The 21,837-nt window shown below is 42.4% G+C and carries 22 protein-coding genes and 1 riboswitch; of the genes, 13 read left to right on the top strand and 9 right to left on the bottom strand.

All coding sequences use genetic code 11. The features are described 5' to 3' along the window. Window positions 1-95 precede the first annotated feature (95 nt). Window positions 96-1,058 carry a nucleoside hydrolase gene (locus HMPREF0501_RS03575; RefSeq protein ID WP_006916485.1) on the bottom strand — a complete coding sequence of 321 codons (963 nt, stop codon included), beginning with the start codon at window positions 1,056-1,058 and terminating at the stop codon, window positions 96-98. 167 nt (window positions 1,059-1,225) lie between these two features. Between HMPREF0501_RS03575 and HMPREF0501_RS03580 the strand changes: the two genes are divergently transcribed. Then, on the top strand, window positions 1,226-2,221 hold the full coding sequence (locus HMPREF0501_RS03580) for an NAD(P)/FAD-dependent oxidoreductase (RefSeq protein WP_006916486.1): 996 nt from the start codon (window positions 1,226-1,228) through the stop codon (window positions 2,219-2,221). 75 nt (window positions 2,222-2,296) lie between these two features. Here HMPREF0501_RS03580 and HMPREF0501_RS03585 read toward each other — a convergent pair whose 3' ends face one another. From HMPREF0501_RS03585 to HMPREF0501_RS03595, 3 genes are all read right to left on the bottom strand, one after another. Further along, window positions 2,297-2,962 carry an NAD(P)H-dependent oxidoreductase gene (locus HMPREF0501_RS03585; RefSeq protein ID WP_006916487.1) on the bottom strand — a complete coding sequence of 222 codons (666 nt, stop codon included), beginning with the start codon at window positions 2,960-2,962 and terminating at the stop codon, window positions 2,297-2,299. Between the two features lie 45 nt (window positions 2,963-3,007). Next, the gene (locus HMPREF0501_RS03590; RefSeq protein ID WP_006916488.1) at window positions 3,008-5,137 is read right to left on the bottom strand and encodes an LTA synthase family protein; all 2,130 of its coding nucleotides are present in this window, start codon (window positions 5,135-5,137) and stop codon (window positions 3,008-3,010) included. 105 nt (window positions 5,138-5,242) lie between these two features. Then, the gene (locus HMPREF0501_RS03595; RefSeq protein WP_006916489.1) at window positions 5,243-5,503 is read right to left on the bottom strand and encodes a hypothetical protein; all 261 of its coding nucleotides are present in this window, start codon (window positions 5,501-5,503) and stop codon (window positions 5,243-5,245) included. Window positions 5,504-5,623: 120 nt separating this feature from the next. On the opposite strand from HMPREF0501_RS03595, the gene HMPREF0501_RS03600 reads away from it, so the two are divergent. Then, window positions 5,624-6,280, top strand: a complete 657-nt coding sequence (locus HMPREF0501_RS03600) for a histidine phosphatase family protein (RefSeq protein WP_040455895.1) — start codon at window positions 5,624-5,626, stop codon at window positions 6,278-6,280. A gap of 31 nt (window positions 6,281-6,311) precedes the next feature. Here HMPREF0501_RS03600 and HMPREF0501_RS03605 read toward each other — a convergent pair whose 3' ends face one another. The 4 genes from HMPREF0501_RS03605 to HMPREF0501_RS03620 form a co-directional block, all read right to left on the bottom strand. After that, window positions 6,312-6,956: a DUF975 family protein gene (locus HMPREF0501_RS03605; RefSeq protein WP_006916491.1), complete on the bottom strand. Its 645-nt coding sequence runs from the start codon at window positions 6,954-6,956 to the stop codon at window positions 6,312-6,314. A gap of 91 nt (window positions 6,957-7,047) precedes the next feature. Then, window positions 7,048-8,484, bottom strand: a complete 1,437-nt coding sequence (locus HMPREF0501_RS03610) for a C69 family dipeptidase (protein WP_006916492.1) — start codon at window positions 8,482-8,484, stop codon at window positions 7,048-7,050. Between the two features lie 90 nt (window positions 8,485-8,574). Further along, on the bottom strand, window positions 8,575-9,888 hold the full coding sequence (locus tag HMPREF0501_RS03615) for a nucleobase:cation symporter-2 family protein (RefSeq protein ID WP_006916493.1): 1,314 nt from the start codon (window positions 9,886-9,888) through the stop codon (window positions 8,575-8,577). Between the two features lie 46 nt (window positions 9,889-9,934). Then, window positions 9,935-10,032: riboswitch (purine riboswitch) on the bottom strand. 31 nt (window positions 10,033-10,063) lie between these two features. After that, window positions 10,064-10,984, bottom strand: coding sequence for a magnesium transporter CorA family protein (locus HMPREF0501_RS03620; RefSeq protein WP_006916494.1), 921 nt, complete (start codon window positions 10,982-10,984; stop codon window positions 10,064-10,066). Between the two features lie 87 nt (window positions 10,985-11,071). Here HMPREF0501_RS03620 and HMPREF0501_RS03625 point away from each other — a divergent pair, with 87 nt between their 5' ends. Genes HMPREF0501_RS03625 through trxA form a run of 3 tightly spaced genes read left to right on the top strand, consistent with a single transcriptional unit; the run spans window position 11,072 to window position 13,100 of the window. Further along, on the top strand, window positions 11,072-11,986 hold the full coding sequence (locus tag HMPREF0501_RS03625) for an RluA family pseudouridine synthase (protein ID WP_040455896.1): 915 nt from the start codon (window positions 11,072-11,074) through the stop codon (window positions 11,984-11,986). A 12-nt stretch (window positions 11,987-11,998) separates the two neighbouring features. Next, the gene (locus HMPREF0501_RS03630) at window positions 11,999-12,796 is read left to right on the top strand and encodes a TerC family protein (RefSeq protein WP_006916496.1); all 798 of its coding nucleotides are present in this window, start codon (window positions 11,999-12,001) and stop codon (window positions 12,794-12,796) included. Then, on the top strand, window positions 12,774-13,100 hold the full coding sequence (trxA, locus tag HMPREF0501_RS03635; RefSeq protein ID WP_040455818.1) for a thioredoxin: 327 nt from the start codon (window positions 12,774-12,776) through the stop codon (window positions 13,098-13,100). The genes HMPREF0501_RS03630 and trxA overlap by 23 nt, the downstream gene beginning before the upstream one ends. 81 nt (window positions 13,101-13,181) lie before the next feature. Here trxA and HMPREF0501_RS03640 read toward each other — a convergent pair whose 3' ends face one another. Beyond that, window positions 13,182-14,135 carry a sugar-binding transcriptional regulator gene (locus tag HMPREF0501_RS03640; protein WP_006916500.1) on the bottom strand — a complete coding sequence of 318 codons (954 nt, stop codon included), beginning with the start codon at window positions 14,133-14,135 and terminating at the stop codon, window positions 13,182-13,184. Between the two features lie 142 nt (window positions 14,136-14,277). On the opposite strand from HMPREF0501_RS03640, the gene deoC reads away from it, so the two are divergent. From deoC to sufU, 8 genes are all read left to right on the top strand, one after another. Further along, the gene (gene deoC, locus HMPREF0501_RS03645) at window positions 14,278-14,931 is read left to right on the top strand and encodes a deoxyribose-phosphate aldolase (protein WP_006916501.1); all 654 of its coding nucleotides are present in this window, start codon (window positions 14,278-14,280) and stop codon (window positions 14,929-14,931) included. 20 nt (window positions 14,932-14,951) lie between these two features. Further along, on the top strand, window positions 14,952-15,968 hold the full coding sequence (locus tag HMPREF0501_RS03650) for an aldose 1-epimerase family protein (RefSeq protein WP_006916502.1): 1,017 nt from the start codon (window positions 14,952-14,954) through the stop codon (window positions 15,966-15,968). A gap of 13 nt (window positions 15,969-15,981) precedes the next feature. After that, complete coding sequence (gene rbsK, locus HMPREF0501_RS03655) at window positions 15,982-16,932, top strand: ribokinase (protein ID WP_006916503.1); 951 nt, start codon at window positions 15,982-15,984, stop codon at window positions 16,930-16,932. A gap of 329 nt (window positions 16,933-17,261) precedes the next feature. Beyond that, entirely contained in the window at window positions 17,262-18,191 is a 930-nt protein-coding gene (gene rbsK / locus HMPREF0501_RS03660; protein ID WP_006916504.1) for a ribokinase, read from the top strand. Between the two features lie 25 nt (window positions 18,192-18,216). After that, a complete protein-coding gene (gene rbsD, locus HMPREF0501_RS03665; RefSeq protein WP_006916505.1) occupies window positions 18,217-18,612 on the top strand; it encodes a D-ribose pyranase in 396 nt (131 codons plus the stop codon). Between the two features lie 25 nt (window positions 18,613-18,637). Continuing rightward, window positions 18,638-19,987: an L-fucose:H+ symporter permease gene (gene fucP, locus HMPREF0501_RS03670; protein WP_006916506.1), complete on the top strand. Its 1,350-nt coding sequence runs from the start codon at window positions 18,638-18,640 to the stop codon at window positions 19,985-19,987. A gap of 184 nt (window positions 19,988-20,171) precedes the next feature. Beyond that, a complete protein-coding gene (locus tag HMPREF0501_RS03675) occupies window positions 20,172-21,398 on the top strand; it encodes an aminotransferase class V-fold PLP-dependent enzyme (RefSeq protein WP_006916507.1) in 1,227 nt (408 codons plus the stop codon). Beyond that, window positions 21,385-21,831 carry a Fe-S cluster assembly sulfur transfer protein SufU gene (gene sufU, locus HMPREF0501_RS03680; protein ID WP_006916508.1) on the top strand — a complete coding sequence of 149 codons (447 nt, stop codon included), beginning with the start codon at window positions 21,385-21,387 and terminating at the stop codon, window positions 21,829-21,831. The genes HMPREF0501_RS03675 and sufU overlap by 14 nt, the downstream gene beginning before the upstream one ends. Window positions 21,832-21,837: the final 6 nt, after the last annotated feature.

Consider the following 21,837-nt stretch of genomic DNA (forward strand, 5'->3'; position numbering starts at 1 on the left):
CGGAACGTGGCGCTTGAGAACTCACTCATTCTGATTACTAAAAATAAGTAACATAAAGTGGAAAACCCGTTCCACAATTAGGGAACGGGTTGCTTTTAATGTTGGCTAAATAACTTAGTGAGGTAGTTCATGAAGGTTTGTAGATAACGGTCTTTATCGACGTTGACAGCAACTTTAACGTTTGGATTTGGATCATTTAACTTGGCGTTATTCCCAATTGTCCGTCCATAATTTGGTCCTTCGTGAACCACCTTCATGAAAAGACTGATGGTTTTAACGAAACTTGGATCTAATGAGACCCCTACCGCTAATGGATCATGCAGGGCACAGCCATTTTTATCAATATCAAGATTGTAGTAAGCATCAATGTAGAAATCGGTGATGTCAGCGTATGCTTTACCAGCAGCAGTTCCTAGATCACGCCATTTCTGTGTTTCCCGCTTGGTTAATAGTGTCCGCAGTGTGACGTCCAAGCCAACCATTGTTAATGGTAAATCAGGATTGGATAACACAGTGTTGGCCGCTTCAGCGTCTTGATGGATATTTGCTTCAGCCGCTCCAGTCACGTTACCTTCAACGGTTAAAGCACCACCCATGAATGTAACATTGCCAATCAATTTGGCAATTTCTGGATCCTTTTTTAATGCTGCCGCAAGGTTCGTCATTGGACCGGTCGGTACGATAATTAAATCTTGACCATACTTGTGGGCAGCTTCAATGTAAAAGTCAACACCAGATTGGCTTTCAACTTGACGTTGCGGAGCTGGCAACTGAACTTCACCAATTCCATTCTTACCATGAATATCAAGTGAAACCTGCATAACGTCAAAATGATCAGTCGTACTTGAATGAGCCAATCCCTTAAAAACAGGGACATCAGTCTGGCCAAGCAGTTCTAATAACTTGAGACTGTTTTGTGCACAAACGTCGATTAAATTATTACCATATGATGAAACGATCCCGATCAGATCCACATCTGGGGCCGCAGTTGCGTATGCAATGGCTAAAGCATCATCAACCCCAGTATCCAAATCTAAAATCATTTTTTTCTTTGCCATAACCGTACCTCCATTGGAATTAAATATACTTTTATTTTAAGCGACTCATAGAGAAAAGACAATCGAAACTGAGCGATAGCGTTTTCGATGTTCGGATTATTCGTTAGCAATGAACATGATACAATGATGATAAAATAGGTCACAGATTAATAAGGGAGAATGATGAGATGACAGACCAACTTCATGACGTTAGTGTAATCGGCGGGGGACCCGCAGGAATGTTTGCGGCCTTTTATGCTGGATTGCATGAATTAGATACGCAATTAATTGAAGCACTGCCTCAATTAGGTGGACAGGTGCGCGCCTTATATCCGGAAAAGCAAATTTGGGATGTTGCTGGTAAAGCGGGGGTGACAGGAGAACAGTTAATTAGTGATTTAGAAGAGCAGCTAACTCATGCGAAAATTAACTATCAGTTGTCAACGAAAGTGACGGAAGTCGTTAAAGACCAGGATGGCTACTTTACGATCATTAGTAACCAGGGGAATTTTCGTTCCAAAGCGATTGTGATTGCGATGGGGAATGGTGCCTTTGCGCCACGACCATTCAAAGTAGAAGGCATTGAACAGGTTGATGAACAGCGGATTAATTATTTTATTCAACATAAAGCTCAGTTCAAGAATCAACGAGTAGCAGTTCTCGGTGGTGGCAATTCAGCAATGGATATGGCTTTAATGTTGGAACCGTTAGCCAGCGAGGTGTATTTAGTTCACCGTCGTGACCAATTTCGGGGGTTACCAGCGACATTAACGCAGTTACAAGAATCACGAGTTCATTTACAGACCCCATTTTTACCAAAGAAGATTAGTCAAGCTGAGGATGGAACGGTTACTTTACAGCTAAAAAAGATGCGGAGTGATGAGGAAACTTTGCTGAATGTGGACCAAGTAGTCGTCAATTATGGATTTACATCGAATAATGCGGCTTTAAACGAATGGTCATTGGATTTAGCAACGGAGCGTCATTTAATTAAAGTCGATTCTACCATGATGACCAGTATTGAGGGTGTCTACGCAATTGGAGACGGAAATACTTATCCTGGGAAAGTACCGTTGATTGCAAGCGGTCTGGGCGAGGCTCCTGTGGCTATCAACGATTTGGCAAAACGGCTCTATCCAGATAAACGGATGGCCACGCATAGTTCGTCAATGAAGATTAAATAAGAATGATTAATGATCAAGAAAATAAATAACGACCTAGAATGGACTCAGCCATCCTAGGTCGTTATTTTGTAGGTATTAATTTAATTCTTGGTAAATGTCCGATAATGGTTGCCGGACTTTGGGAGTGATCTCTTGATCACGATAACCAAAGCTGACCATGACTGCAACGCCCCATTCTTTAGGATCCATGTAATGGTGATCAGCTAAGTATTCATTCAGTTGCGCATAGTTAAATCCTTCAATTGGACAAGAATCAATATCCAGTGCTGCCGCAGCAGTTATCATATTTGCCATTGCAATGTAACACTGCCGAACCGCCCATTCAAAAACATCATGAGAATTTTTAAGACCCAAGTCTTGTTCTTGAAATTTCTTGAACTTTTGAGAAACGGTTGAGGTTGGTGAATAGTTTTTATGTTTAATATCATCAACCAAATGTTGAACGTACTGACTGTCGTAAGTCACGTTTTTATGTGCGAGGATGATCAATAATTTGTCAGCGCCGTTAATACTGTTTGCGGCACCCCACGCAAACGGCTTAATTGCTTCTTGGTCGTGTCGATTATTTAATAACAGGAATTTCCACGGTTCATATCCGAAGGAGCTTGGCGATAAACGACCAACTTCGAGAATCGTTTGCCAATCATCATTTGGAATATGTTGACCCGCTCGGTACTTTTTAGTGGCATATCGACGATGAGCGTTTTGAATTAGCAACTGTTGAATTTCTGGTTTATCCATTTTTGATGATCTCCTTTCAAGAACACTGAGGTATTTCCTGGGAAATTAATTATTTCCATCGGGATTAGTAATCTTGATCCGGTTAGAATCAGTTCGTGAGTGATTTTGCTCTGGAGCATTAGTAGAGTAATCACTGACGGTGGATTGATTACCATTTTCACTATAGATACTAGTAGAGCGATTGCCTTTCTTCTTTTCAATTGCTTTGGCCTTCTTAAGACCGTTGGAGTAATTATAATTCTTTGGATTAACCTTCTTGAAGCCCTTTGGTGTGTAAAAGCGCAGTAAATTCTTTTCATTTAAAGAGTCTGAAAGACTTAACTCTTTATTAACGAGCTGGGCCTGTTTTTTGAGCCGTTTCTTTTGTGCCGTGGTTAAGTGAGCTTCTTTGCCCGTTTGATTATCATAAATTGTCCCACTAATACTCGTGTATTTAGGCGTTACAAAGTCGTGATTCCGGAAGGCAACCGTCTGGCTATGTTTGGAACTAAAGAGGTCGGTTCCAAACATAATGTAGCGCTTCGAACTAATACCGAGCAGGTGGAGGAGGGTTGATAAGACATCGATTTCACCACCATAAGTATGTGAAATACCGCCATGCCCCCCAGAACCAGGGATTACAAACATCATTGGAACCCGTTGGAGTTGGGCATTGTCAAAGTCTGTCCACGTATCAGCGCTCTTGCCCAGGACGCTGGCAAGACTCTTGTTAGCTGAATTAGAAATGCCGTAGTGGTCACCATAAATCATGATAATGGACTTCTTATCAAGCCCTGTTTTTTGCAGGTAGGCAAAGAATTCTTGAAGTGATTGATCAAGGTAGTGCGCGGTTTCGAAGTAACCATCCACTGTTGAATCACCAGTATTAGTTGTTTGGAAATTAGAATCCTTATCTTCATCGTCAATGGTAAATGGGAAGTGGTTAGAAACAGTCAAAAACTTTACGTAGAAAGGCTGCTGGAGTGTCTGAAGATACTTAATCGAGTTAGCAAAGAGTAGCTTATCCTTTAGCCCATATCCCATCGCCTTATCGCCAGAAGTATCGTAGTAGCTGGCATCAAAGAAGTATTGGAAACCGAGATTTTTATATACGTTATTGCGGTTCCAGAAACTAGCCACGTTACCGTGGAAAACCGCGCTGGTATAACCAGCACGTTGGTTCAAAATGGCTGGTGCAGCTTCAAAGGTATTATCACTACCCAGTGTTGCAAATAATGACCCCTGTGGTAAACCGAAGGTACTGGTTTCTAGCATGTTTTCCGCATCAGATGTCTTTCCTTGACCAACCTGATGGAAAAAGTTATCGAAAGCATAGGTATCATTACCGTGATAAAGCGAATTCAGAAACGGAGTAACCTCTTGGCCGTTGATTTTTCGGTCAATCAAAAATTGTTGGAAACTTTCTAAGTGAATCACAATCACATTCCGGCCCTTAGCAATTCCAAACATCTTAGGATTGGCTGGTGCGAAATGTTGATCAGTAAACTTTTTAACGGTAGTTAATTCGGAACGGGTCGCACTTTTCCGCATATTATCGATATGTTGCGATTTAGCTAGATCATAACCGGTAAAGGCATCAATTCCTAAGTACTTAACAATGTATGATCGGTCGAAGGTCCGCCCCAAGAGTTGGGGGCGGTTAAATTCTGCGACCATTAAGTTTAACCCAAACATTAGAACCGATAACGAGGTAAATGAAAAAGCTAAGCGGTTACTAATGGCACGAGGATCAAACTTAATTTTACGAAAGAGCATCAATAACAGGATTACGACAATGTCGGCCCAATATAATAAATCATGGACGTTAGTTAATGCTAATGAACTACCACTGAGTCCCTGATTAACCTTAGAATATCCAGTCATAGTGGCAACCGTCATAAAGTCAGTGAACTCACGGTAGTAGATAACATTGAGATATAAAAGTAACGTATTAAGAATATCTAGTCCCATTAATACCGGGTAGAAAAACCGGGACCGTTTAAAGTAAAAGGCGAGACTAAATAGGAAGATTGTCGTTGCTAAGGGGTTGATTAGTAAAATTGCGTACTGGATGATTCCAGATGCCCCTAATTTAAAATCTGTGAAGTACGCGATTAACGTCTTCAACCAAAAAAGGACGACCAGGAGACCACAAAAGCCGATCCGGGTGTCCACAAGTTGACCTATTTTTTTCATTAGGTGATTTCCTCGCAGTTCCAGAATGTTGTTGGTAATTAAACGATCCTTATTTTAACACATTCTGCAATTGAGAAGCGCTTCACCCTAAATTGTTGCATAATCTTAATCATCAATCATGACCGGCTCCGTTAGCCAATCATAACGGAAAAGATGCCGTAATTTTGTATTGACCGGGATCCAAATTTTGTTATGCCAAATGTCTTTTAGGGCGGCACGGAAAACTTGGTCCCGTTGGTGTTTTGGTGAAAGGGAGAGGCGTAGAATCCGTCCTTGCTCCGTTTTAACGACCACGTGGGTCTTGGACATACTAATAATCTGGGCGGCAGCAATATCAGTCTGGCGATTTGGTTGTCTTAATTTCATTTAAAATCATCCCCTTCATACTGTTATAGTAATTGGCAATTGTGAAGAAAGTATGCCCGATTTAGTAAGTGATTCTTAAATCGGGTGGTAGAATGAACTTAAATGAGGGAGGTTGCAGAAATAATGAAACGAAATATTTATCTGGTTCGGCACGGGCAAACCTACTACAACATTTATAACAAACTGCAGGGATGGAGTAATTCACCACTGACCGATAAGGGGAAAGCGGATGCTCGCCAGGCGGCCGAACGGTTAAAAAAGGTTCATTTTGCCGCGGCATTTTGTTCAGATTTACCACGGGCAGAAGAAACGTGTCAAACCATTTTGGATCTGAATGAAGCTGATTCAACTAAAAAACCGATTGTGTCACCTTTTTTCCGGGAGGAATTTTACGGGGTGTATGAAGGAACAAATATGGATCAAGCGTGGTACCTAGCAGGAGCTCCCCATGGTCTCAAAACGTTTCAAGAGATCGTAACGAAACATTCGATCGGGACAGCTAAGGATTGGTTGCATGACGCTGATCCTTTCCACCATGCGGAAAATAATCAGCAGTATTGGCAGCGGATGAACCAAGGAATACAATTAATTCGTGACACTAAATTACCAGCGGATGCGAATGTCCTATGGGTTAGCCATGGCAATACTTGTTTGAGTTTAATCGAGCGTTATGGTCAGGGAAAATATGATGTTACAAAACGTCCTGATAATGGCAGCCTCTCGAAATTAATCATGACGGATGATGACATTAAGGTCGCTTTTTATAACCAAAAATAGAAAAGGCACGCAAATTGCGCGCCTTTTCTATTTACATTGTTTCAAGATTATTAGTCATTTCATTAACGTCAGCTGCAGACGTACGGAATTGATCCTTAGCTAATTGACGATAATAGAGGGCGTTTGTTGTTTGCATGTAAGGACGTAACCAGAGAAACCCAATTCCACAAATAAAGATACACAGAATCGCCCAGCCCAAAAAACTAAGCTGCAAAACGAAAAATTCCCACTTATGGCCATCCATTAGTTGCTTACTTTTGGTAATAGCTTCAGTAGCTTGAACTTCTCGTCCGGAATCAACCATATCCTTGGCGATAAAAAAGGCCTGTGAGTAAGCCAAGGCTTTAATAATTCCCGGCACGATCAGTAAAATCATCCATAGCAAAACAAAGATCGTTTGTAATAACCATGTTAGAAAAACCGGGATCAGTCGTCTGTTAGTAAATGCTGAAAACATTGCAGAAAAGTAGTTGGTTTCCTTTTTTCCTGCTACCAGATCCAGAAAAGTAAAGGCATATCCGGCGGTAATTAAGCCGGCAATAATTGAACCAATTCCTCGTGTTGCCCCCGCAATCAAGCCCCCAATGATGGCGGTCAATAATGATAAAATTACTGCCCATTCCCAATTACCCCTTAACAAGAGCAAAGCAGTTTTTTTTAGTTTTGATCTATCCATAAATCAATCACTCCTCCAATTGTTATCATTGAGTATACAAAAAAGGAAAAGCCACTTCAACTGTAGCTTTTCCAATTATCAATGTTTAATTTTAAAGTCCATCGCCCAAGTTAAAGGCAATTTTAGATGATAACAAAGTTTGGTGAATGAGCTGATCGATTAAATCAGTGGTCTTTTCAGTGACGTGATCGGCCGTCTTAATATTTTCGTTTGTTAAGAACTCTTGCAATTCGTCACCGGAAAGTTTTTTAGCTTGTTCATCCACTTCATCTAAGCGACCAACAACGTAGCTTTGTGCATCATCCCGGTAAGCATTCACTTGGTTGATAAATTGGTGGTACTTCGGTTCGATGATGACCGGCAGTAATTTGTACATCCAATAAGCGCTGTCCAGGTTGAACTTGTCTGGAGCAAACTTGTAATTAGCTGGTGTATCAACGATGTTTGCGTAGAACGGAACGTATGGACTATAGCAATAGAAGCCAAACGCAATCCATTGGATCGCCGCCATATTTGCTGGAACATCATTCCGTAATTGGAGAATGCAAGAACTTTGGTTTCGATCCAGGGCAATTGAACGGAACTTTTGTTGATCATCTTCGCTTCCAGACGAGTGAGTACCGAATGGATCGTATTGCGTGCCATTGTAGTGGGAGCTAAGGAAGAATTGGACATCTTCAATGGCAATTTTCTTTTCTGGTTTGCGGCAGAACGGCATATTTTGACTAGTTGGTTCTTGTTCAACACTTGGGTTAAATAGTTTTTGACCATACCATGTCCGTGGGGTGTTGTAGTAACTATCTGCTTCATTTTGGGAACCAAAGATATTGCGGAAGTTAAAGTCAAGTGGATTTGGATTTAAGTGGTATTTATCAACGAAATCACGAATCCCAGCAGCATACATGAAGTTGTCCTGGTCATCAAATTCAATGTTTTCGATCACCATGATGTTTGGGCAGATGGCATATGCGTCATCGGGGAGCCGTTGAGCAACCCATTGGTGACCACCAGCAGTTTCCATATACCAAACTTCATTTTGATCACTAAATGCAATCCCGTTAGTTTCAGCAGTTCCGTATTTTTCAATTAAACTTCCTAATCGTTGAACCCCTTCGCGGGCACTGTTAACGAATGGTAAAACCAATGTGACCATCGCGTCTTCAGCAATTCCATTTTCAACCAATGGATCGTGCCCAAGCACCCGTGGATTTGTCAATTCAGTTTCAGTAGCAGACATCGCTACGTTTTGTTCGTTAATCCCGGCTTCAAACCAATCACCTTCACTTGGATTACCATTTGGGGTAGCGGTATATCGGTATCCATGACCCTTTACCGGGACCTTAAGGCCGGTATATTTTGATTCGTAAGTGAGATCATAATCTTGGGAGGGGACAACTACAAACTTCTTGGTATTGATTGCTGTATGTGCGTCTTCATCCCGTGCGATGATTGTCGAACCATCAATGGAAGCCTTCTTGCCGACAATGATCGCCGTACAATCAGAGCTGAGTCGATTAAATTTGTCCATAAAAAGCACTCCTTTAGTTAGATCTGTACAAAAACTATTATACGCTCTTTAATCGCTTCGTGATCTAAAAATAAGGAGTGTTCGTAAATATTAATCTTTAGTTGATGATTTAAATTCATCAAAATTAAGGATGAGGTTCAGAATTACCGCTGCCAGACTCCCCATCACAACCCCATTGCCCAAGATGATTTGTAATTCTGTGTTGAGGTGTTGGAAGATTTGTGGATAGACCGTGACGCCGAGTCCAAGACCAATTGATAGGGAAGCCACCATTAAATTGCTGTTTTTAGAAAAATCAACCTTATGGAGAATTTGCATCCCTTGAATACCGACCATGCCAAACATCACGACCATGGCACCACCAAGAACCGGGTCGGGAATCATAGTGGCTAACGCACCGGCTTTAGGAAGCAAACCAAGGATTAGTAATAAGACAGCAGCATAGTAAACTGGCCGTCGTGACCGCACCCCTGACATTTTCAAGACCCCAACGTTTTGAGAGAAAGTTGAATATGGGAAGGTATTGAAAAGTCCTCCCAGGATAGCGGCAATTCCTTCTGCACGGTAACCCCGTTTCATGTCATTCTCGGTAATCTTTTGGTGCGTGGCTTCGGCCAGGGCAAAGTAAACTCCGGTTGATTCAATCATGGTGGTGAGGGCCACCAAAATCATAGTAATAATTGCACCAGAGTTAAATGTTGGCACACCAAAGTAGAAGAAGCGTGGGAGGTGGAACCAGGCGGCACTAGTAACGGGCTGGGTCGAAACCATCCCCCAGGCTGCGGCCGCAAAAGAACCAATTAAAATACCAAGCAAGATGGCAATCGATTTAATAAAACCCTTACCAAAGCGGTTAATGAGCACGATCACGATAATTGTTAAAAAACCGATAATTAGGTCTTGCGGACTCCCGAATGATTTTGCGGTGGCAGTCCCACCACCAAGATTTTGAAAACCAACGGGTACTAACGTGAAGCCAATTACAGTAATGAGGGATCCAGTCACGACTGGTGGAAATAGTTTCTTCATTTTGGCGAAGTAGCCAGCGATTAAAAAGATGAAGATCCCGGCGCAAATAATGGCCCCATACATATAAGTGATGCCCATCTTACTGCCGATGGATTCTAGAGGCGCAACCGACTGGACAGCACAACCAAGAACGACCGGTAAACCAATTCCCATGAGTGGGGTGCGATGGAGTTGGAGCAGGGTGGCAATCCCACACATAAAGATGTCGATGGAAACGAGGTACGTCATTTGCGCAGTTGAAAAATGTAAGAAGTTACCAATCAATAATGGAACTAAAACGTCTCCGGAATACATTGCCAAAAGGTGTTGAAAACCAAGGATGAGGTTTTTGCCAAAATTAGCGGTTGGTGCTGGCTGAGTGGTTTGTTGTGTCAAGATAGTCCTCCCTGAAATAAAAAACGGGTCCCCATCTGGTGGACCCGTTCATTGTAACGATGCTTATAGTCTCATATTTACGGCATGAGGTAGAAACGTCCGACCATATTACGGAAATATATAGGCAATATTTAATTGTAAGTATCTTAACATAATTAACGAACAATCTCAATGATTATTTCCACCAATGTCGGTTAAAAACGAACCAGATGGAAAGTGCCATCAAAATTAATGTGATAATAATGGTGATTTGCCATGCAAAGTCGTTTTGAGCGAACGGCAATGTTTTAACATTTTCACCATAAAAGCCGGAAACAATTGGTGGAATTGCTAGCACAATGGAATAGACGGTTAAGAATTTCATGGTTTGGTTTAGGTTACTATCTAGAACCTTACTGTATGCATCGGAAACGCGGGCCGACACATCCGAAGTCATCTGGGCCATTTCCAGTCCCTGTTGGGCTTCAACAATGACATCATCGAGATCGTTACGTTGCTTGCGCGTCATCAGGTGGTTAAATCGACGTTTAAATTCTTGTAGCAAGGAGACATTTCCCTGTAAAGAAGTCAGAATATAAACTAAACCAGTTTCGATTTCCATAAATTCGGTGATGGCTTTTCGTTCAGTATGCTTTTGCAGGTTTCGTTGAATTTCTCGTCGCTGTTGATCAGCCCGACGGATGGGCCCAAAGTACGCTGTCGAAAGTTGATATAAAATCGGCAAAATAAAGTCAAACTGGTCGGTTTGACGATCCCGCTGCTTGAGTTTCTCGAGCTGACGGGCAATGATACCGTTGACGAAGTTGGTTTGTGCGTTCGTGAAGGTGAGCACATTATTGGTAGTCAACATAATGCCAATGGGCGCGGTTTGTGGAGCCGATAATTCGTGGGTAGGGACGTAAACGTCGAAAATTAAAAGGGTTACCCCCGCGTCAGGATCGACTTCCACCCGGGCTTTTTCGTAAGGGTCAATTGCGTAATCCAGTAATTCCTGAGTCACTTCATATTTTTCAAACAAGGCTTCCCGTTCATTGGGAAGTGGTTCAAAGACACTGACCCAGTAACCATGATCGTTAATTTTAACTGAACTAAGCACAATTTCACCTCCACAAATTAATCATTTATAATTCATTATACGCTATTATAATATCAGGATTGAAGTAGAAATGAGGAGAATCTTTTGATAAAACCACGATGGATAATAAAGGAACAATTGGGCTCACAACAAGCGCGATGCTCGGTCCGCCATTTACTACAACAGCAATGGTCTTTACCAAGCCGATTAGTTCACTATTTACGGATCCGTCGTCAGGTATTAATTAATGGAGACTACCGGAATATGAACGAGCCAGTCGCTCCGGGTGAGCAGGTGACACTCAAGTTTGTTGGAGATGAATTTCGAACGCCGACTTCTAATTATCAGCCGACATCATCACCAATGCTGGACATTCTTTTTGAAAATCGTGATCTACTGGTTGTGAATAAGCCTGCGGGACAGAAGACGCACCCCAACCAGCCGCTAGAAACGGGAACATTAATGAATGACGTGGCAGGGTATTTAGAAGGCAGTTCTGCGGCGGCTTACATGGTGCACCGCATCGACCAAGCAACCAGTGGGGCAGTGATTGTCGCAAAAAATCCTGTGGTGGTGCCGATTTTAGATCACTATATCGCAGCAGGAAAAATTCATCGCCGCTACGTTGCCGTCGTCGAAGGAACCTTTGCCCAAAAAGGTGGCCGATTTAACTGGCCAATTGGTTTCAACCCGACTGATCAGCGGAAACGATGTGTGAATGGTTTAAAGGCAAAGCCAGCAGTAACAGACTATCAGGTATTACAAACATCTGATAATTTAAGTTTGGTTCAGTTACAATTGCAGACCGGACGGACGCACCAAATCCGGGTCCACTTAGCCCATAGTGGGCACCCAATTGTCGGTGATCCCTTATACAATGGTCAACCTAATTCACGGATGCTCCTCCATGGGATCGCTCAGCAACTAATTGTGCCCTTTAAGAAAACTTTACGTGAGATTTACGCCCCGCTCCCTAACTATTTTCCGCCAGCTCTGGTAAAATATGACCAGAAAGAATCATAAGGGGGATATTAATTGTCACTTTTAGGAGAACTCTATGGACCGTTTTTTGATGGTCATAATTGGTTAACTGTTATTGAGTCCGGTCAGGACTGGCTAATTATTTTATCGCTAGTATTAATTGAATGTCTGCTGTCTGTTGACAACGCCATTGTTCTGGCTGCCCAAACCAGAGTTCTGCCAACGTTAAAGGAACAAGAAGAGTCACTGTTTTACGGTATTTGGGGCTCATACCTTTTCCGGTTTTTAATTATTGGAATTGGAACGTTTCTGATTAATTTTTGGGAAATCAAGGTGCTTGGTGCAATTTACCTGATGTACCTTTCATACCGCTTTTTTAAGAATCAACTAACCGGACAGCACCATCGTCGGCAACGAAAGAGTCGTGCGGCGGGGTTAACTGGTCGGAAACGATTTTGGGCAGTTGTCGCTCAAATTGAATTTATTGATATTGTGTTCTCAATCGATTCAGTTCTGGCATCATTAGCCGTTTCATCTAATCCCGTCATTGTTTTGATTGGTGGTTGTATCGGGATTGCCTGCATGCGGGGAGTGGCTGAAATTATTATGCGTTTAATGCGTAAGATTCCAGAGTTGGAGCCAATGGCATATGTCTTAATTTTCTTGATTGCAATTAAACTCTTCTTGACGATTCCAATGATTGATATTGAGATTCCTTCGGGACAGTTTGGAATTTTCATAGTTGGGGTATTTATTGCAACCTTTATTGTTCACTTTATTCGAAATCCGAAGGGTAAGGGTGAGCAACCACAAGTAAAGGAGGATGATAATGATGATCGAAGCCACCGTTGATAATTTTGACCAGTTAACTGCGGGTAAGTTAACAGTCGTTGATTTCTGGGCACCCTGGTGTGGGCCATGTAAAATGATGGCGCCGGTAATGGAAGAAATGGCCCAAAAGTATGGCGAGCGAATTCAATTCGTTAAATTTAACGTTGATGATAATAAGGAAATTCCACAACGATACAAAGTGATGAGCATTCCGAGTCTTGTTTTGTTTCGGGATGGGCAAGCTAAGGAAAAGGTGACGGGTTTTTATAATGCCGCCCAGCTTAGTCACTATTTCGAACGGAAATTAGGGGAAAACGAGCAGTAATCTGAATAGTAACAGCCTTCCGAAAACGACTTCGCTTTCTGAAAGGCTGTTTTTTATATGGATATGAATGATGGCAGCAAATCACATTTTCAATAATTTTTCCGCATTATTTAAATCTGTAATTAAAACGTTTGCGTAACCACCAGTTAAGACCGCATGGATCGCTGGTAATTTTTCAATTCCACCAGCGACTAAGATCGATTGGCGTTTATGTTTGAGATCCGCAAGTGGTAATGAGACGGTCCGTTGGGCGATTTTAGGTGCCGCAATCGTCCCGTTTTTGGTAATGAATTGAGAGAGAACATCACCAACTGCATGGGTCTCTAAAAAGTTAATTTGCTGCTGTGTGAAGTAGCCAAGTTGGAACAGCATCGCTTCAGGCCGGGTAGTACCAACGGTAAAGAGGGCAATTTGGGCATCCTGTCCCTGCTTAATAATGCGCTTAATGAATTGATCCTGGAGTACGAGATCACGGGTCTTTTGGTTGTCAAAAATAACTGGGACGGGCAGAATCTCCGTCTGGGTGTGGAAGGAGGCATTAAACTGCTGGGTAATAATACTCGAATAGTTATTTCGTGATGAATTAGACACGGTTCCCTTCAGATAAACCGTTTGAACGTTCTTTTTCGTACTTGGCTGAAGATATTTTGCAATTGCAGCCATGGTGGTTCCCCAAGTCAAACCAATGGTATCGTTATCCTCGACGATTGTGCCTAAGTAATTAGCAGCGAGTTCGCCAATTTGGTTCAAAATACTTTGGTAGGAGTCGCCAACTTGGTCAGCAACTAGGACTTTTTGGAGATGATATTTTTGGGCCAGTTTTTGCGGCAGACTGGAAACCTGTTCAAAGGGATTATTAATGGTAATTTGAACGATATTTTGATCTTGAGCCAGCTGCAGGAGGCGTGAAACCGTGGGCCGGGATAAAGATAACCTTTTTGCAATTGCTGTTTGACTGATTTTATCAATGTAATACAACCGACTAACCGTAACGGCCGCCTTTAATTGGGCGGCATTTTTATTTGTTGTGACCATTGGTTTCACCCCCGCTAACAAGCATTGATTTTTACTATTTTTCATTTTAGCTATTTACAAATGTAAAAGCAAGGATTAATATGAAAGCGTATTCAAGAAATAGGAACGTAATCATTGTGATTGTTGAGGAGGACTATTAGTTATGGAATTTAACAAGTACATTGATCATACATTATTAGCACCCGACGCTACTGAAGAACAAGTTGATACGGTGATTAAGCAGGCAATTGATAACCACTTCCACACCGTGATGATTAACCCATACTGGGTTGCTAAGACGCACAAGGCAGTTGCCGGGACTGATGTTAAGACTGCTTGTGTGATTGGATTCCCTCTCGGGGCTAACACCACCAAGATTAAGGTCGCAGAAGCACAGGATGCCATTGACAATGGCGTTGATGAATTAGACATGGTAATGAACATTGGTGAAATGAAGTCTGGTCATTACGATAAAGTTGAAAAAGACATTCAGGCAGTTGTGGATGCCGGACACGCAGCCAATAAGGTTGTCAAAGTTATCATTGAAACCTGTCTCTTAACTGATGATGAAATTACCAAGGCTTCAGAAATCGTTGCTAAGACTGGGGCTGACTTTGTGAAGACTTCCACGGGCTTCTCTACTGAAGGTGCTACCGTTCATGCAGTTAAATTAATGTCGGCTGCAGTCAAAGGTAGCAACACAGCCGTTAAGGCTTCCGGTGGAATTCACAGTGCCGAAGAAGCACAAGCAATGATTGATGCCGGGGCAACTCGTTTAGGGGTCAGCCACAGTATGGCAATTATTGGTAAAGAATAATTAAACGAAGGTGAAAAATCATGAAACGTTTTAATTTAAGTCATGCAATGTTCTCTGATGCTAAGTATCTCCTTTATGAAGACGACAATTTTAAGGCAGAAACGTATAAGTTTCCTGATGGTATCGAAGCCTTAAAGGTTTCCAACAGTCGTGGTTACCTAACATTATTACCATTTTACGGTTTGATCATTTGGGATGCCGTATTTGATGGTATTAACTTAAAGGAAAAGGATGGCTTTAAGCAGCCTCACTGGGGAAAGCAAATTGCGGATACCTATGGTGCTTTTGAATTTACTTCTGGTTTACTGGCTAATGGTAACCCTGGTCCAGAAGACCACCATGTACAACATGGGGAAGCCGCCACTGCACGGATGGACCATGCTTACTTAGAAATTGGCGATGATACCATCACTGTGCAAAGCGACTACGAATACATCAAGGGCTTTGGTGATCACTACATTGAAAAGCCATCAGTCACAATGCACAAAGACAGTGGTTTATTCGATATTCGTCAACACGTCAAGAACTTATCTGGTTGCGCACCGATGACTTTACAATACATGTGCCACCTTTGCTATGCATATGTTGACGATGCCGTTATGACTTCTAATATTCCAGACGAAGCCTTCCAATTACGGACTTCAGTACCGGATCACGTTCACCCAACTCCTGAATGGACTAAGTTTACGGATGAACTGGAGAAGAGTGGCAAGATGATTGACAAATTGGACGATGCCAGTCACTATGACCCAGAAATTGTCTTCTTCTCCAAAGATTTACGGAAGTACACAGACAAAGCTGAATTCCGGATGGACTTAGGAAATGGTCATAACTTCTTGACAACTTATGAAACAGAAAACTTGCCGATTGTTACTCGTTGGATTCTCTACAATGCTGACCAACAAGTCGCTGCTTACTGTCTTCCAGGAACTTGTACCCCAGAAGGCCAAGCAGCAGCGAAGAAGGCTGGAACATTAATTATGCTCCAACCAGGTGAAGAAAAAGACTTCCACGTTGTAACTGGACTTGAAAAATAGGAGGGTGTAGAAGATGACTCACGACATTACAGTAATTGGTTCCAACATGATGGAACTTTCAACAGATATTGACCGGATGCCAAAACTCGGTGAAACTGTGGCGGCACCTGATTTTCACATGGCCTTTGGGGGCAAAGGTGCAAACCAAGCTTATGCGGCCTCACAATTGGGATCAAACGTGGCAATGATTTCCAAAGTTGGTTCCGATATGCTGGGTCGTGAGTATCTAAAGCACTTTAAAGAAAGCGGCATTGATGTGGCTGGAGTTAGTGTTGGCAAAAAGAGTAACGGGGTTGCACCATGCTTCATTCAAGGAAACATGAACAGTATTATTATTGTGCAAGGTGCTAATAGTGAATTGACACCAGATGTGCTGGAAGACTACCGCGATATTATTAAAAACTCAAAGTTGATTGTTCTACAACAAGAAATTTCACTTGAAACGGACTACCGGGCAATTGAAATGGCCCATGAATATGGGGTGCCGGTAATGCTAAATCCGGCACCGGCTAACGATCACATTGACATTCAGCATGTGGCAATGTGTGAGTTCTACTCACCCAACGAAACAGAATTAGGTCGGCTGACCAAGATGCCAATTGATACGATTGATCAAATCAAGGCGGCGGCTCATAAGCTTGTTGATCTGGGGGTCAAAAACGTTATTGTTACGATTGGTTCCCGGGGTGCACTCTGGGTAAGCAAGGATCACGAAGAATTAATTCCGTCATATAAAGTCGACGCAGTTGATTCAATTGGTGCAGGTGATTCGTTTGTCGGGGCCTTCTCGCATTACTACACACAAGGTGAAGACATTAGTACGGCACTCAAACATGCGAACGCCTATGCGGCCGTTACGGTCACACGTGCTGGTAGCCAAACCTCGTACCCAACTGCCAAGGAATTACCAGCTTTGCAACGGAAGTTGGGAATTGACGTCACCGATGAATTGGTTGGTGCATAACGTTGTTTTAAGGAGAAGCACAACGATGGTGAATGTGCTTCTCTTTTTTAGAGGCCAATTTGGTGTTTGACTTCACAATCAAACCGGTTTCAGTTCATTGATATTTTTGAATGCGCTTGCAAATGTTGAAAGCATTCAAATAAAAAAATTTAAAAATTTTGCTGGAATGTGAAAGGCCGAGCGTATACGTTTTCATGGAGTTTTCATTGTTAAACGTTAAACTTGTTGACGGAATGCGCTTGCAAACGATTTCTTGGTATGGTAAATTATGATCGTTAAGAAAATGTAAAACGGTTTACGTGATTTTACTGAACAAGGAGGATGACAGAATGTCAAACAAGATTGCTGTTCTGGGTAGTATTAATGTTGATACTACTTACCACATGGATCGCTTCCCACAACCTGGAGAAACTTTACAAGCTAAGGATAAGTCTTCAGCTCCTGGTGGAAAGGGTGCTAACCAATCAGTTGCCTGTGCACGGTCTGGTGCCAAGACCTATCACATCGGTATGGTTGGTGCTGACCAAGAAGGTCAATTTATGCGTGAATCAATGCAAGAAGATGGTATTGACACGAAGTTTGTCGGCATTGACAAGATGCATGGTACCGGGACTGCGATGATCACTTTGGATGCTGAAGGTCAAAATGACATCATGGTTTACGGTGGTGCTAACCAAGCCATGACGACGGATGTTTTGAAGAATACTGATGATTTATTTAAAGAAATTGATTTCATCATTACTCAATTTGAAACACCACAAAAGGTTTCTGCTGAGGCCTTTAAGCGGGCAAAGGAAAATGGTGTGACCACCATTTTGAACCCAGCGCCAGCCAAGGATATTGATCCAGAATTACTGAAGTACACTGATGTGATTGCACCTAACGAAACGGAAAGTGCTCTGCTTACGGGTATCGAAATTACCGATGAAGATTCCATGATCAAGACGGCTGAATACTTCAAAGCTAAGGGTGTACCGAACCTGCTGATCACATTGGGCTCTAAAGGGGTTTTCTACTCCACACCAAATGATCATGGCTTGGTACCAGCATTCAAAGTTAAGCCAGTGGATACCACTGCTGCTGGGGATACCTTTATCGGTGCATTGACTTCACAATTGAAGACGGACTTGAGTAATATTGCGGATGCTTTGGTATACGCGCAACGTGCTTCTAGCCTGACGGTGCAAAAGATGGGGGCTGCACCTTCAATTCCAACTTATGATGAAGTTAAAGCAGCATTAGCCGAAAGTGGTAAATAGAATATTACGAAAGGGGAATATTAAAATGAAAAAAACAGGAATTTTAAATTCAGAAGTTGCATCAGTTGTTGCCGGAATGGGGCATATGGATTGGCTTTCAATCGGTGATGCGGGAATGCCAGTACCAATGGGTACGAAGAAGATTGACCTTTGTGTTGACAAGGAATTGCCAAGCTTCATGGATGTTCTCAAGAATGTTTTGAAGGAAATGAAGGTTCAAAAGATTTACTTAGCGGACGAAATTAAGGATCAAAACCCTGAACAATTAGAAAACATCAAGAAGGCATTGCCAGATGTTGAAATTGAATTTATGCCCCACGCAGACTTAAAGAAGAACTTGGCCAAGACCCACGCCTTTATCCGGACTGGGGAAATGACGCCATACTCCAACATTATTCTTGAATCTGGTGTAACATTCTAAAGTTTAATTAGAAAGAGGTTTAATAATGGATAGTACAAAAAAGCAATCATGGGTTCAATACCCCGATGGTTACCTTAGCAAAACGCCAATTTGGCAATACATTTTAGTTACTTTAGTTTTCCCATTCTGGGCAATGGCCGCAGCCTTAAACGATATCTTAATTACCCAGTTTAAGACGGTCTTTACTTTGAATGATACTGCCACAGCACTTGTTCAATTTGCTTTCTATGGTGGTTATTTCTTACTAGCATTGCCAGCCGCAGTAATCATTCGGAAGAACACATATAAATTTGCTATTTTAACTGGTTTAACATTCTTTATTATCGGTTGTGCATTGTTCTTCCCTGCATCTCACATGGCTACTTATGGGATGTTCTTAGGCGCGGTTTTCGTTATCGCCATTGGTTTAAGTTTCCTGGAAACTTCATGTGATACTTACTCCACAATGATTGGACCAAAGAGTACTGCAAACCTGCGGATTAACATCTCCCAATTATTGATTCCAATTGGTAACATCACTGGGATCGTGTTAGGTAAGTACTTAGTCTTTGCCGGCCACGGTAACATGGAAGACGAAGTTAAGGGAATGAGTGCCGCTGAAAAATTGGCATACAACAAAGAAGTTCTTCAATTGACTTTGAAGCCATACAAGTACATCTTAGTTGCCTTAATTATTCTCTTTATTTTGATTGCCATTACGAAGATGCCATACTCCAAGGCTGCACCAAAGAAGGATGCCCAAGGGGTTGAAGAAAAGAAGCCATCAACTGGCGAATCAGTTGGCTACCTAATTCATAACAAGCGCTTCATGAAGGCGGTTGGGGCACAATTCCTTTACGCCGGAATGCAGACTTGTGTTTGGTCATTTACAATTCGTTTTGCTTTACGGATTATCCCGGGCATTACTGACCACGCTGCTACTAACTACATGATTATTGGTTACGCTGCCTTCTTTATTGGTAAGCTGCCTGCTACTTGGTTAATGCACCGCTTCTCAATTACCAAGGTTATGACTTGGTACGGAATTCTTGGGACATTGAGTCTGGTCTTCGCCTTTACTTACCATGGGACTGCTGCTATTTGGGGTGCCGTAATGAGTGACTTCTTCTTTGGACCATTCTGGCCAACGATTTACGCTCACGGTTTGGACCAAGTTCACGAAAAGAAGTACACCGAAACTGGTGGTGCCTTCATGGTTATGTCCTTGATCGGTGGTTCATTAGTTCCATTACTGATGGGTCGGGTATCTGACCTCTCTGGTTCAATGCAACTTTCCTTCGTTGTTCCAGCTGTATGTTTCGCTTTGATTGCGATCTACTTCTTCAGCGAACACCGTTGGGAACAAGCTCACCCAGACCAAGTTCAAGAACACTAATTTGGCTGAATAAAAATGATATAATAAAGAGGTTTGATCATAGAGGTTTCAAACCTCTTTTTTGTTTAGGAGGAAAGATCATGATTTGGATTTACGTGATTATCGTAATCGTCTGTTTCTTAATTGGTACGGTCTGGAGTTATCGAAAAAATCGTCACCATAAGTAGTCAAGAAGGGATATAAAATGGATGTTCGAACGGTTCGCAAGGATTTTCCTATTTTAAATCAGCGGGTCAATGGGGAGCCATTAGTCTATTTTGATAATGCTGCCACTTCTCAAACACCACTGTCAGTTTTAGATGCGGTTCGCAGTTACTATTTAACAGAAAACGCCAATGTCCATCGGGGTGTTCATACGTTGGCAGAGCGTGCCACAGAACACTATGAACGGGTTCGGCAAAAAGTAGCGCGTTTCATTAATGCCGAGACGGCTGAAGACATTATTTTTACCAGATCAACGACAGAGAGTTTGAACGTAATTGCGCGTGGTTTTGGTGATCAGGTTGTTAAAGCTGGCGATGAGATTGTCATCACCGCCATGGAGCATCATAGCAATTTAGTGCCGTGGCAAGAATTGGCAATGCGCACTGGGGCTAAGCTTAAGTTTATTGAATTAGATACCGAACAAAAATTATCGCTTGCGAGTGCCGCTGAACAAATTACGCCGCGGACGAAGATTGTAGCTGTAACAGCCGCTTCCAACGTACTTGGGACGGTGACACCAATCAACAAATTAGCAAAGTTGGCGCACCAGGTACAGGCCTTTGTGGTGGTCGATGCCGCGCAGCTAGTTGGTCATCAGCCAGTAGATGTTCAAAAATGGGATGCTGATTTCATGGCATTTTCTGGCCATAAGATGTTAGCACCAACAGGTATCGGCGTCTTATACGGTCGGAACGATGTTCTACAGATGATGCGTCCAGTGCAGTTTGGGGGCGAAATGATCGAAGATGTTACCCGTACGAAGACGACTTTCAAATGCGCACCATTGGATTTTGAAGCTGGCACCCCTAATATTAGTGGAGTGGTCGGCCTCGGCGCAGCAATTGATTATTTGAATCAAATTGGTTTTGCGGTGATTGAACAACGTGAGCAAAAATTAGTTAATTACCTTTTACCACGGCTTCGTGAAGTCACTGGTGTCACGCTATATGGACCACAATATGAGCATACGGGGGTCTTTTCTTTTAATCTTAGTGGACTTCATCCGCATGACGTTGCAACTGGATTGGATATGGAAGGTGTCGCGGTGCGGGCTGGTCATCATTGTGCACAACCGTTGATGCAGACGCTCGGGGTAAACGCAACAGTTCGCGCGAGTGTTGCCTTTTACAATACAATTGATGAATGTCAGCGGTTTTTGGATGCCCTCGTGGCGGTAAGGGAGTTCTTTCAAAATGGGATTAGCTAAATTAGGATTTTTATATAAAACGTTGGTCTTAGAACATGCCAAGCAACCACACCATTATGCTCTCCACCTGCCAGAAGGGAGTCATCAAAAGACACTTCATAATCCAACGTGTGGGGATACGGTAAATGTGGCAGTGCAAATTCGAAACGGTCAGTTACAAACGGTCTGTTTTAATGGTCAAGGATGTACGATTTCGCAAGCGGTCGCTAGTATGATGACGGATGAATTGACCGGACGAAGCGTGGACGAAGCGCGACAATTAATTCAAGCGTTTTTAGATTTGTGCATGGGAAAAGAAATTTCACCAGCAATGCAAAGAAATTTGGGCGATGCTGCGGTGATGGGAACCGTCGCGGAATTCCCGGCTCGAATTAAGTGTGCGACCCTGTCTTGGCATGCGGTTCAAGAAATTTTGATGCAAAACGATTGTTAACATATA

Origin of the sequence: Limosilactobacillus coleohominis 101-4-CHN, assembly GCF_000161935.1 — a bacterium.
In the GTDB taxonomy this organism is placed as follows: Bacteria; Bacillota; Bacilli; order Lactobacillales; family Lactobacillaceae; genus Limosilactobacillus; species Limosilactobacillus coleohominis_A.

Coding starts and splice junctions, on each gene's coding strand:
- HMPREF0501_RS03640 (WP_006916500.1), bottom strand. CDS start 14,135: ATGGTCACAACAAATAAAAATGCCGCCCAATTAAAGGCGGCCGTTACG.
- rbsK (WP_006916504.1), top strand. CDS start 17,262: ATGTCAAACAAGATTGCTGTTCTGGGTAGTATTAATGTTGATACTACT.
- HMPREF0501_RS03575 (WP_006916485.1), bottom strand. CDS start 1,058: ATGGCAAAGAAAAAAATGATTTTAGATTTGGATACTGGGGTTGATGAT.
- HMPREF0501_RS03595 (WP_006916489.1), bottom strand. CDS start 5,503: ATGAAATTAAGACAACCAAATCGCCAGACTGATATTGCTGCCGCCCAG.
- HMPREF0501_RS03585 (WP_006916487.1), bottom strand. CDS start 2,962: ATGGATAAACCAGAAATTCAACAGTTGCTAATTCAAAACGCTCATCGT.
- HMPREF0501_RS03605 (WP_006916491.1), bottom strand. CDS start 6,956: ATGGATAGATCAAAACTAAAAAAAACTGCTTTGCTCTTGTTAAGGGGT.
- rbsD (WP_006916505.1), top strand. CDS start 18,217: ATGAAAAAAACAGGAATTTTAAATTCAGAAGTTGCATCAGTTGTTGCC.
- fucP (WP_006916506.1), top strand. CDS start 18,638: ATGGATAGTACAAAAAAGCAATCATGGGTTCAATACCCCGATGGTTAC.
- HMPREF0501_RS03650 (WP_006916502.1), top strand. CDS start 14,952: ATGAAACGTTTTAATTTAAGTCATGCAATGTTCTCTGATGCTAAGTAT.
- trxA (WP_040455818.1), top strand. CDS start 12,774: ATGATGATCGAAGCCACCGTTGATAATTTTGACCAGTTAACTGCGGGT.
- rbsK (WP_006916503.1), top strand. CDS start 15,982: ATGACTCACGACATTACAGTAATTGGTTCCAACATGATGGAACTTTCA.
- HMPREF0501_RS03580 (WP_006916486.1), top strand. CDS start 1,226: ATGACAGACCAACTTCATGACGTTAGTGTAATCGGCGGGGGACCCGCA.
- deoC (WP_006916501.1), top strand. CDS start 14,278: ATGGAATTTAACAAGTACATTGATCATACATTATTAGCACCCGACGCT.
- sufU (WP_006916508.1), top strand. CDS start 21,385: ATGGGATTAGCTAAATTAGGATTTTTATATAAAACGTTGGTCTTAGAA.
- HMPREF0501_RS03590 (WP_006916488.1), bottom strand. CDS start 5,137: ATGAAAAAAATAGGTCAACTTGTGGACACCCGGATCGGCTTTTGTGGT.
- HMPREF0501_RS03675 (WP_006916507.1), top strand. CDS start 20,172: ATGGATGTTCGAACGGTTCGCAAGGATTTTCCTATTTTAAATCAGCGG.
- HMPREF0501_RS03610 (WP_006916492.1), bottom strand. CDS start 8,484: ATGGACAAATTTAATCGACTCAGCTCTGATTGTACGGCGATCATTGTC.